This is a genomic window from Edaphobacter sp. (assembly GCF_035532915.1).
GTDB lineage: Bacteria > Acidobacteriota > Terriglobia > Terriglobales > Acidobacteriaceae > Edaphobacter.
Window position 1 is genome coordinate 1 of the sequence record NZ_DATKQC010000276.1, and the last position, 8,098, is coordinate 8,098.

Here is an 8,098-nt window from a genome sequence, read left to right on the forward strand (position 1 = left end):
CGGCGCGGAACGATCTTGCCGCGCTCTGCCACGAAGCCCTGCAACAGACGAACGTCGCGGTAGGAGATGGCGTCGATCTTCTCGGTGCAGAACTTGCAAACCTTCTTGCGGCGGAAGAACTTGCGGCCGCCGGGGCCGCCCGATCCGCCGGGACGGGGTGTGCGCGGAGCGCCTGCTCCGGGACCGGAGTGTCCCCCAGCGTGTGCGGGACGTGAGGATGGTGCCTGCTGCTCAGATGCTTGCGGTGTGCTGGTTTCGTCAGCCATGTGTGTTTCCTCTCAGGTACGTTGTGCCTTCACCCGCTCCAGACCCGCGATGGAGTCTCTGAACATCCGGCCCGGAAGGCCGAACGGAAGTGGGATCGAGCGATTCGTAGTACGTTGCGCGATGCGGCGACAAGCAGCATCGCAGAGCTTGTGGCGCTGAAGCTAAACGGCAGCGTTCTCGGAAGACGCCTCGGCGGCGACCGTCTCGGGGGCGGCTGCGGGAACTTCCGCGGCTACCGTCTCGGGAGCGGCTGCAGGAGCTTCCGGTGCGGCAACGGCATCCGATATGGCGGCAGGCGCCTGCGGTGCCTGAGCAACCGGCTGTGCGCTGCGCTTGACCTTGGAGTCGCGCAGGGCCTTGACCTTGGCGAGGCGCTTCTCTTCTTCGTCCATGCGCACGGTGATGAACTTGATCACCTGCTCGGAGACGCGGAGGCGACGCTCGATCTCTGCGATCAGCGAGCCTTCAGCGGCGATGTTCAGCAGGATGTAGAAGCCGTCGTTGAACTTGCGAACGGTGTAGGCCAGCCGGCGACGACCCATCTTCTCGACGCTCTTGACCTCGCCGCCACCACCGGTGACGTTGGCCGAGAAACCTTCGATGAGCTTGTCGATCTCTGCTTCTTCAACGTCCGGACGGACGATGAACATAATTTCGTAAGTACGATTCATTCGTTTACTTCTTTCTGCGAAGTTCTGCTTCGCACCGTGCCGGCGTGTCGTCTGCCGGAGCGGTTTGGAAAATCAACTGGTACTACTTCCCGTTCGGCCCTTCCGTCCCCTTCTCGGGTTCGTCTGGCCGGCGGTTGAACTCGTTCATCGCAGCGCCGACCCCTTTGGTCAGCACCACCTCGACAGCGCTGCGTGCGCGGTCGAGCACTTCATCCAGCACCGCAAGCTCCTGCTTGCGGAACGGCGACAGCAAATATTCCTTGCCGCCTGCCTTGATCTCTCTGCCATCCTCGAGCGCCGGTTTCCCAACGCCGATGCGAATGCGCAGCCACTCTTCCGTTCCAAGCACACCGGAGATCGACTTCACTCCGTTATGCCCATTTGCCGATCCACGCTCGCGGATGCGAATCGTGCCCAGCGGAATCGCCAGCTCGTCATACAGAACAATCAGGTCCGACGACGGAACAGCAATGTCCAGCTCTCGAACCAGCGCGGCCACCGAAAGCCCGCTCAGATTCATAAAGGTCTCAGGCTTCGCCAGCAGAACCTCTTCGCCTGCCAGCCTTGCCTTCGCGGTAAGCGCCCGTCCTCGCCGGTTGGTGAGCAACACGCCGCAATCGTCCGCGATGCGGTCTACCGCAAGAAACCCGGCGTTGTGCGGCGTGAACTGATACTCAATCCCGGGGTTGCCGAGTCCGACAATCAGCTTCACGCGAACGCTTCCCTTCCAAACCTTGCGATGGCGGCCTTGAAGCTGACTATCCGCTTCAAGGCCACCGTCACACTACTTCTTTTTAGCATCGGCAGCCGGAGCAGCTTCCGCATCCGTCTTGCCCTTCTTGGCCACTTCCGGCTCGGTCGGCGAAGCGGCAACAACTTCAGCCGCGGCCTCTTCCTTGACTGCCGTTACGTGGGCAACGGTTGCATTCTCATCGCCGAGGAACTTGATGCTGCCCGAGTGGGGCAGGTCGGAGACGCGAATCACGCCATGCAACTCCAGCCCGGAGACATCGACATCGAGGTGGCTCGGGATATCGCCCGGAAGGCACTCGATCTCGACCTCGCGCAGAACGTGGTCCAGAATGCCGCCCTGGTTCTTCACGCCGGCCGAGGTGCCGGTCAACTGGATGGGCACGGAGACGCGCATCAGCTTGTCCATCGCGATCCGCTTGAGGTCGATGTGCAGCAGCTTGCCCTTGATGGGCTCACGCTGCCAGTCGACGATCATGGCCTTGACCAGGGTCGCGCCTTCGACATTCAGGTCGAAGATGGTGTTGTGGCCGGAATCCGAGTGCAGGATCTTGGTAATGGCCCTGGGATCGACGGTCACGGCCACGGCATCCTGGCCTGCGCCATAGACAACCGCAGGAATCTTGCCGGCTACGCGAACGCGGCGGGCCGCATTCTTGTTGAACTTGCCTTCACGAGGCGTTGCGACTACTGTGTCTGCTGTCTCTACTGCCATAACGAAACTTCTTCCTTTCGGGCACGAGGTTGAGCCTCGCTCCCTTTACCGCTCGTTGAAATAAACCGCTAGTTGAACAGCGTACTGACGCTGGTCTCCATATGGATGCTCTCGATGGCGCGTCCCAACAACCCGGCAATCGAAAGCACCTTAATCTTCGGCACCCGCAGCGCATCTTCGCGCAGCGGAATGGTATTCGTCACGATCAGTTCTTCCAATCGTGAATTTGCGATGCGCTCAACTGCCGGTCCGGACAGCACCGCATGGGTCGCGCACGCATAAACTTTTTCCGCGCCCTGTTCGAGCAGCGCATCCACCGTCTTCACCATAGTTCCGGCGGTGTCGATAATGTCGTCGAGGATCAGGCACGTGCGGCCCTTTACATCGCCGATCACGTTCATCACCTCGGTAACATTAATGTCGGTCCGCCGCTTGTCGACGATGGCCAACGGTACATCCAGCTTCTTGGCGAAGAATCTCGCCCTCTCCACGCCGCCCGCATCGGGCGATACCACGGTCAGGTTGGGCAACTCCAGGTCCCGGAAGTAACTCACCAACACCGGGCTGGCGAACAGATGGTCCACCGGGATATTGAAGAAGCCCTGAATCTGCGCTGCGTGAAGATCGACCAGCAACGCCCGGTTTGCACCAGCCGTCGTGAGTAGATCGGCAACCAGCTTCGACGTGATCGCTACGCGGGGCCGGTCCTTGCGGTCCTGTCTCGCATAGCCGTAGTACGGCATGACAACCGTGATTCGCCCGGCCGATGCGCGCTTGAGCGCGTCCATCATGATCAGCAGCTCGACAAGATGCTGATCGACGGGGAAGCAGGTGGGCTGCACCAGAAAGACGTCCGCGCCGCGAACGTTTTCGAGCAGCTGAAAGTGAACCTCGCCGTCGGAGAATCTCTGCAACCGGGTCTCGCCCAGCGGCACACCGACGAACTTGCAGATCTCCTCGCACAATGCGGGGTTTGCCGATCCGCAAAAAATCTTGATGCGCTTGCTTTCGCTTAGCTTGCCGGAGCGCTTTTTTTCCGGGGCCGTCCTGCTCTGTCCGCTATGGGCGGCTTGCGTCGGTGCAGACTGGGAGTCAAGCTCCTCAGTCTGCCCTGAAATAGGGGAAAGAACTGCAGTCGTGTCTTGTTCGTTCACGTTGAAACCCTCCAGGCTGGTTGACCTTGGTAGTTCCTGCTGCCTTGTCTCGCGAAGCCTTGTTGCGGCCCCGTAGGTCTCTCGAAAAATCCTTGTTGCGAATACTGCGAAAGCTAAAGACGATGTTCCTTCAAAACTTCACTTCTTCGTCCGCTATGTTGCTGCGAACCAAAAAACCGTTTTACTCCTGCGGCACATTGCTGCCGCAAAAACCCTAATTGTCGCATCCGGCGTCGACATTCTGGTTGGGCGACTAGGATTCGAACCTAGACAAAGAGATTCAAAGTCTCTTGACCTACCGTTAGTCGATCGCCCAGTATGCCGCCGGCCTGCTATTGCCGGCGAAGCTACCCTGCGAACATTCTCTCCCAGTAAGCCGCCCTGGGCAAAGTTTCCGTCAGGAAAGTCCTAACCCCAGCTTGCGTTGCAGCCGACTGGATACGCTGTTGAGCTGCTCGCGCCTCTGCGTCGGACCGGTAAAGTCCAAACAGAGCCGAACCCGAGCCAGAGAGCGCCGCATACAAAGCAGGAGCTTCTGAGTCAGTACCCATCAATAGACGCTTGGTTTCACGCAGGGAGGGATAAGCAGGAAAGACGACCTGTTCAAAGTCGTTTTCGACCCCGGTGCGGACAAGCGAGAGAAGGGTATTCTCCGCGAGACCGTTCGGCACACCACTCTGAACATCCTTATCAGAAGCAGAGTTCCCCTGTTTTTTCTCAGGATTCAGGTTGCGAACGATACCGGAAGTGCCAGGCTCTGCATACAAGGACGCATAAGCGAGACTCAACTCCATAAGTCTATCGTGTTCCACAGATGCCGTCAATGACGCTCCGGCAGCCAGCGCATCCCAGTCTCGAAAGGCCTGCGGAGTGGAGACCCCGATGTTCGGCACCGCGATCAGGCAGGCCATTCGCGGGAGATCGGGCAGCGAAACTACCTGCTCCCCCCGCCCCAGGCCCAAAACCGCGCCACCTAATAGAAAAAGCGGCACATCCGACCCGACCCCTGCCGCCAACTCCAGCCGCCTCGCACCCGGTAGCGCTAATCCAAGCTCCCGTTCCAGCGCAATCAGCGCGGCAGCGGCATTCGCGCTTCCCGCTCCCATGCCGCCCTGTACCGGCAGGTTCTTCTCAATCGAGATCTCGACTTCGGCCGTCACCCCAAGCCGCTCCAGACACCGCTCGACGATCTTCCAGGCGGTGTTTCGCCCATCCGTCGGGACACGGGAATGGTTGGTGGTCAGCACAAGTTGCGTCTTATCGGCTCGGCGCGCCCCAACTGTAACCAGATCATGCAGATCGAGCGTCTGATAGAGCGTGGTCAGGCCATGGAACCCATCAGGCCGCGCTGGCCCGATGGCCAACCCCAGATTGATCTTCGAGTAAGAACGAATGCGCGTAGCCATCGTCTCCGATTCTAACTGCCCTCGCATCCAACCCTGGCTTGCGGGCGGCAGCGAGAGAATTCTCGCAACAATAAGTAGTATGGAGACTATGGCGACAAAGCTCGATGAGATTCTTGCGGACACCCGGCTGCAGGTGGACGCACGCAAGACCACCGCAGACTATGCAGCGCTGGAGCGCAAGGCCGCTGCGCACACGCCGCGCGGCTTTGCGGCCGGGCTGCGTGCCGCCGCCGCGAACGGACCCGCGATCATCTCCGAGATCAAGAAGGCGTCTCCGTCTAAAGGTTTGATTCGAAGTGACTTTCATCCTGAGAGCCTGGCCAGAATGTTTGAAGGTGCAGGGGCGGCAGCGCTCTCGGTGCTGACCAATGAAGCGTTTTTTCAGGGCTCGCTGGAGCATCTCGAAGCGGCATCGGCAGCGGTGAAGATTCCCTGCCTGCGCAAGGACTTCATGGTCGACGGCTTCCAAGTGCTGGAGGCACGCGCCTCCGGGGCAGACGCCATTTTGCTGATCGTAGCCGCACACGCCGACCAGACGCTGAGCTATTTGCGGGACGAGGCGGCGCGAATGGGCCTCGATGTCTTATGTGAGGTACATGACAGAAACGAATTGGAACGTGCAGTACAGTTGGGCTTCAAATTAATTGGAGTCAACAGCCGCGATCTGCGGACCTTTACCGTCTATCCCGAGCTGGTGACGGAGCTGGGCCAGTGGAAGCCAGCCGACGCCATGATGGTGGCAGAGAGCGGCATCAACTCGGCTGCGGATATTGCAAGGTACAGCGCGGCCGGATACGAGGCGTTTCTGGTGGGCGAAGCCTTGATGAGACAGCCGGACCCGGCAGCAGCGCTGACCGCTCTGCTGCAACGCGAATATTCGGCGGAGATTTAGTCATGTGGATCAAGATCTGCGCCAACACCAACCTGGACGATGCAGAGATGGCGGCGGAGTTGGGAGCCGATGCGGTCGGCTTCGTCTTTGCGCCCAGCCGTCGCCGCGTCACCGCAAAAGAGGTCGCACAGATTACGCCGCACCTGCCTGCGAACGTGGAACGAATCGGCGTCTTCGATTCGCTCTATGCCGAAGAGATCGCCGCAATCGTGCGTGAGGCAGGGTTGACCGCGGTACAGCTTCATGGCGGGGGAGAGCTCGTCCTGGCAAAGCGTCTGAACGAGTTGTTCGAAGGAAAAGTAAAAATCATCCAGACCGTCCATTGGGCTGTCGAAGCAGGTGGCGAAAGCGCCAAGGCAGTGCGGCAGCGTCTCAGCGCGATTGAAGCCAGTAGCACGGTCGAGCGGGTGCTGATCGATTCCAAGGTAGGCCAGGCAACCGGTGGAACCGGCGTGTCGTTTGACTGGGCTGCGGCAAGAGAGGTCCTGACGGGTGGCGGCAGCCGCTTGAAGACGATCGTCGCAGGCGGCCTGCGTCCGGAGAATGTGGCAGAAGCTATCTCTGAGTTGAATCCGTGGGGTGTGGATGTGGCGAGCGGCGTGGAAAAAAGCCCTGGTCGGAAGGATCCCGAGAAATTGGGCGCGTTTATCCGAAACGCTCGCGCGGCGAAAGACATCAAACGCTGAGACATTCGTTCGAGCAAAAGCTGTGATGAGATTTTCGACGCAGCGTATTGAACCGATCGTCTGCTTGCACTGCCTTATCGACTGCAAAGCATTCGAAGAAAAATTCCTTGAAGATGGCGACTCGAAAAGATTCGACGATCAAAGACAGACAGGGCATGATTGATGGCTGTCGCGCTTCTTCCTTGAGCGACAATCCCATTCAGGGGCTTCCTGACGTCCTGGCAAAAGACTTGAGCGTAGTCTTCTGTGGAATCAATCCCGGGATGAGCTCAGCGGCAGTCGGCTACCATTTCGCCAGTCGCAGCAACCGTTTTTGGCGTGCCCTTCACCTCTCCGGATTTACGCCGAAACAGATATTGCCGCAAAATGCCGGCTCGCTGCTCGACTACCGCTGCGGGCTAACTTCCGCGGTAGAAAGGCCAACCGTCGGTGCCAACGATCTTAAGAGACATGATTTTATCAGCGCGCGCCCGGAACTCGAGCAGAAGATCAGGCGATATGGCCCGCGCTATATCGCCTTCCTGGGCAAGCCTGCGTGTTCTGCGATCTTCGATCAGAGAGAGGTCTGTTGGGGTAAGCAGACGATGCGCTTCGGCGGAGCGGATGTGTGGGTGTTGCCTAATCCCAGCGGCCTCAATCGAGCGTTCACCCTTGAAGGGCTGACTACCGCTTACCGGGAACTGTCCGAAGTGGTGGAATTGCAGGGAGAGTATGCGGAGCGTGACCTAAGTATCAGCGTGGTTCGAAATTAATCTCGAACCACGCTCCGTGCTTTTATCGCTCTCTCAGACGAGTTCAAGCTGGCACAGCGGCGCAGCGCCTTCCAACTCGAGTAAAAATCTTTTTCGATCAAGGCCGCCCGCATAGCCTGTCAGGCTGCCGTCGCTTCCAATGACGCGGTGGCACGGAACCACGATGCTGAGGGGATTACGCCCGTTCGCCAGGCCGACGGCGCGAATTGCCGCACGGTTGCCGATCGCATCGGCAAGCTGGGCGTAGGTTCGTGTCTCGCCGAAGGGGATGTTGCGAAGCTGCTTCCAGACTCTCTGTTGAAAGTCCGTTCCTTCAGGCGCGAGTGCAAGCGTGAACACCGTACGCTTCTGGTCGAAGTACTCCTGCAACTGGGATACGGCCCGCTCGAAGCCGGAGCGTACTCGCGTACCAAGAGCCTCCGGTCGGGGGCCGCGTTTATGTTCCGGCATGTAGAGGCCGCTTAGAGCTCCGTCGGTATTGACCAGCGTTAACGTCCCCAACGGCGACTCCATCAGAAAATGCTCTTTCATGGACATTGGAAATCTCCTTTTACCTCTTCGATACACAGCTTAACTCTGCTCAGTTGCCGCACACACTCCGTAAATGAACTTCAAATTCGAGCCTCAATCCGAGGGGTTCTTATCTGATTGCCGTCTCGTGGGCATTAGAACCGGATCGACCGCCCAGAGATGTTGCGCCGCGTAGGCTCTCCACGGCCTCCATGACTCCGCCTGACTGAGCAGACTCATGGCGTTCGGTCGATTTCCCTCTCCGAGCGCAGCAGCGCCGCGAAGCAAGCCGATA

At 59.2% G+C, this 8,098-nt stretch carries 10 protein-coding genes, 1 tRNA gene and 1 pseudogene; 3 read left to right on the plus strand and 9 right to left on the minus strand.

Features of this window, described 5'->3' with window-relative positions; all coding sequences use genetic code 11:
* The 7 genes from rpsR to ispE form a co-directional block, all read right to left on the minus strand.
* The coding region (rpsR, locus tag VMU57_RS13250) for a 30S ribosomal protein S18 (RefSeq protein ID WP_325384154.1) at positions 1-266 on the minus strand (266 nt) is incomplete at its 3' end.
* A 162-nt stretch (positions 267-428) separates the two neighbouring features.
* A complete protein-coding gene (rpsF, locus tag VMU57_RS13255; protein WP_325384156.1) occupies positions 429-938 on the minus strand; it encodes a 30S ribosomal protein S6 in 510 nt (169 codons plus the stop codon).
* Positions 939-1,020: 82 nt separating this feature from the next.
* The gene (gene pth / locus VMU57_RS13260; protein ID WP_325384158.1) at positions 1,021-1,650 is read right to left on the minus strand and encodes an aminoacyl-tRNA hydrolase; all 630 of its coding nucleotides are present in this window, start codon (positions 1,648-1,650) and stop codon (positions 1,021-1,023) included.
* Positions 1,651-1,722: 72 nt separating this feature from the next.
* Entirely contained in the window at positions 1,723-2,403 is a 681-nt protein-coding gene (locus tag VMU57_RS13265) for a 50S ribosomal protein L25 (protein WP_325384160.1), read from the minus strand.
* A gap of 68 nt (positions 2,404-2,471) precedes the next feature.
* Positions 2,472-3,557: a ribose-phosphate pyrophosphokinase gene (locus VMU57_RS13270; RefSeq protein ID WP_325384162.1), complete on the minus strand. Its 1,086-nt coding sequence runs from the start codon at positions 3,555-3,557 to the stop codon at positions 2,472-2,474.
* A 242-nt stretch (positions 3,558-3,799) separates the two neighbouring features.
* Positions 3,800-3,873 (minus strand) — tRNA-Gln (locus tag VMU57_RS13275).
* Positions 3,874-3,904: 31 nt separating this feature from the next.
* Positions 3,905-4,963: a 4-(cytidine 5'-diphospho)-2-C-methyl-D-erythritol kinase gene (gene ispE, locus VMU57_RS13280; RefSeq protein ID WP_325384164.1), complete on the minus strand. Its 1,059-nt coding sequence runs from the start codon at positions 4,961-4,963 to the stop codon at positions 3,905-3,907.
* An 88-nt stretch (positions 4,964-5,051) separates the two neighbouring features.
* On the opposite strand from ispE, the gene trpC reads away from it, so the two are divergent.
* The 3 genes from trpC (at position 5,052) to mug (ending at position 7,293) form a co-directional block, all read left to right on the plus strand.
* Positions 5,052-5,855, plus strand: coding sequence for an indole-3-glycerol phosphate synthase TrpC (gene trpC, locus VMU57_RS13285; RefSeq protein WP_325384166.1), 804 nt, complete (start codon positions 5,052-5,054; stop codon positions 5,853-5,855).
* Between the two features lie 2 nt (positions 5,856-5,857).
* Positions 5,858-6,541 carry a phosphoribosylanthranilate isomerase gene (locus tag VMU57_RS13290; RefSeq protein ID WP_325384168.1) on the plus strand — a complete coding sequence of 228 codons (684 nt, stop codon included), beginning with the start codon at positions 5,858-5,860 and terminating at the stop codon, positions 6,539-6,541.
* A 113-nt stretch (positions 6,542-6,654) separates the two neighbouring features.
* Positions 6,655-7,293, plus strand: a complete 639-nt coding sequence (mug, locus tag VMU57_RS13295; protein ID WP_325384170.1) for a G/U mismatch-specific DNA glycosylase — start codon at positions 6,655-6,657, stop codon at positions 7,291-7,293.
* Between the two features lie 33 nt (positions 7,294-7,326).
* Here mug and VMU57_RS13300 read toward each other — a convergent pair whose 3' ends face one another.
* Together VMU57_RS13300 and VMU57_RS13305 are read right to left on the minus strand one after the other, a co-directional pair.
* Entirely contained in the window at positions 7,327-7,830 is a 504-nt protein-coding gene (locus VMU57_RS13300; protein WP_325384172.1) for a methylated-DNA--[protein]-cysteine S-methyltransferase, read from the minus strand.
* Positions 7,831-7,917: 87 nt separating this feature from the next.
* Positions 7,918-8,098 (minus strand): annotated as a pseudogene (locus tag VMU57_RS13305) (3-methyladenine DNA glycosylase 2); the annotation flags it as partial.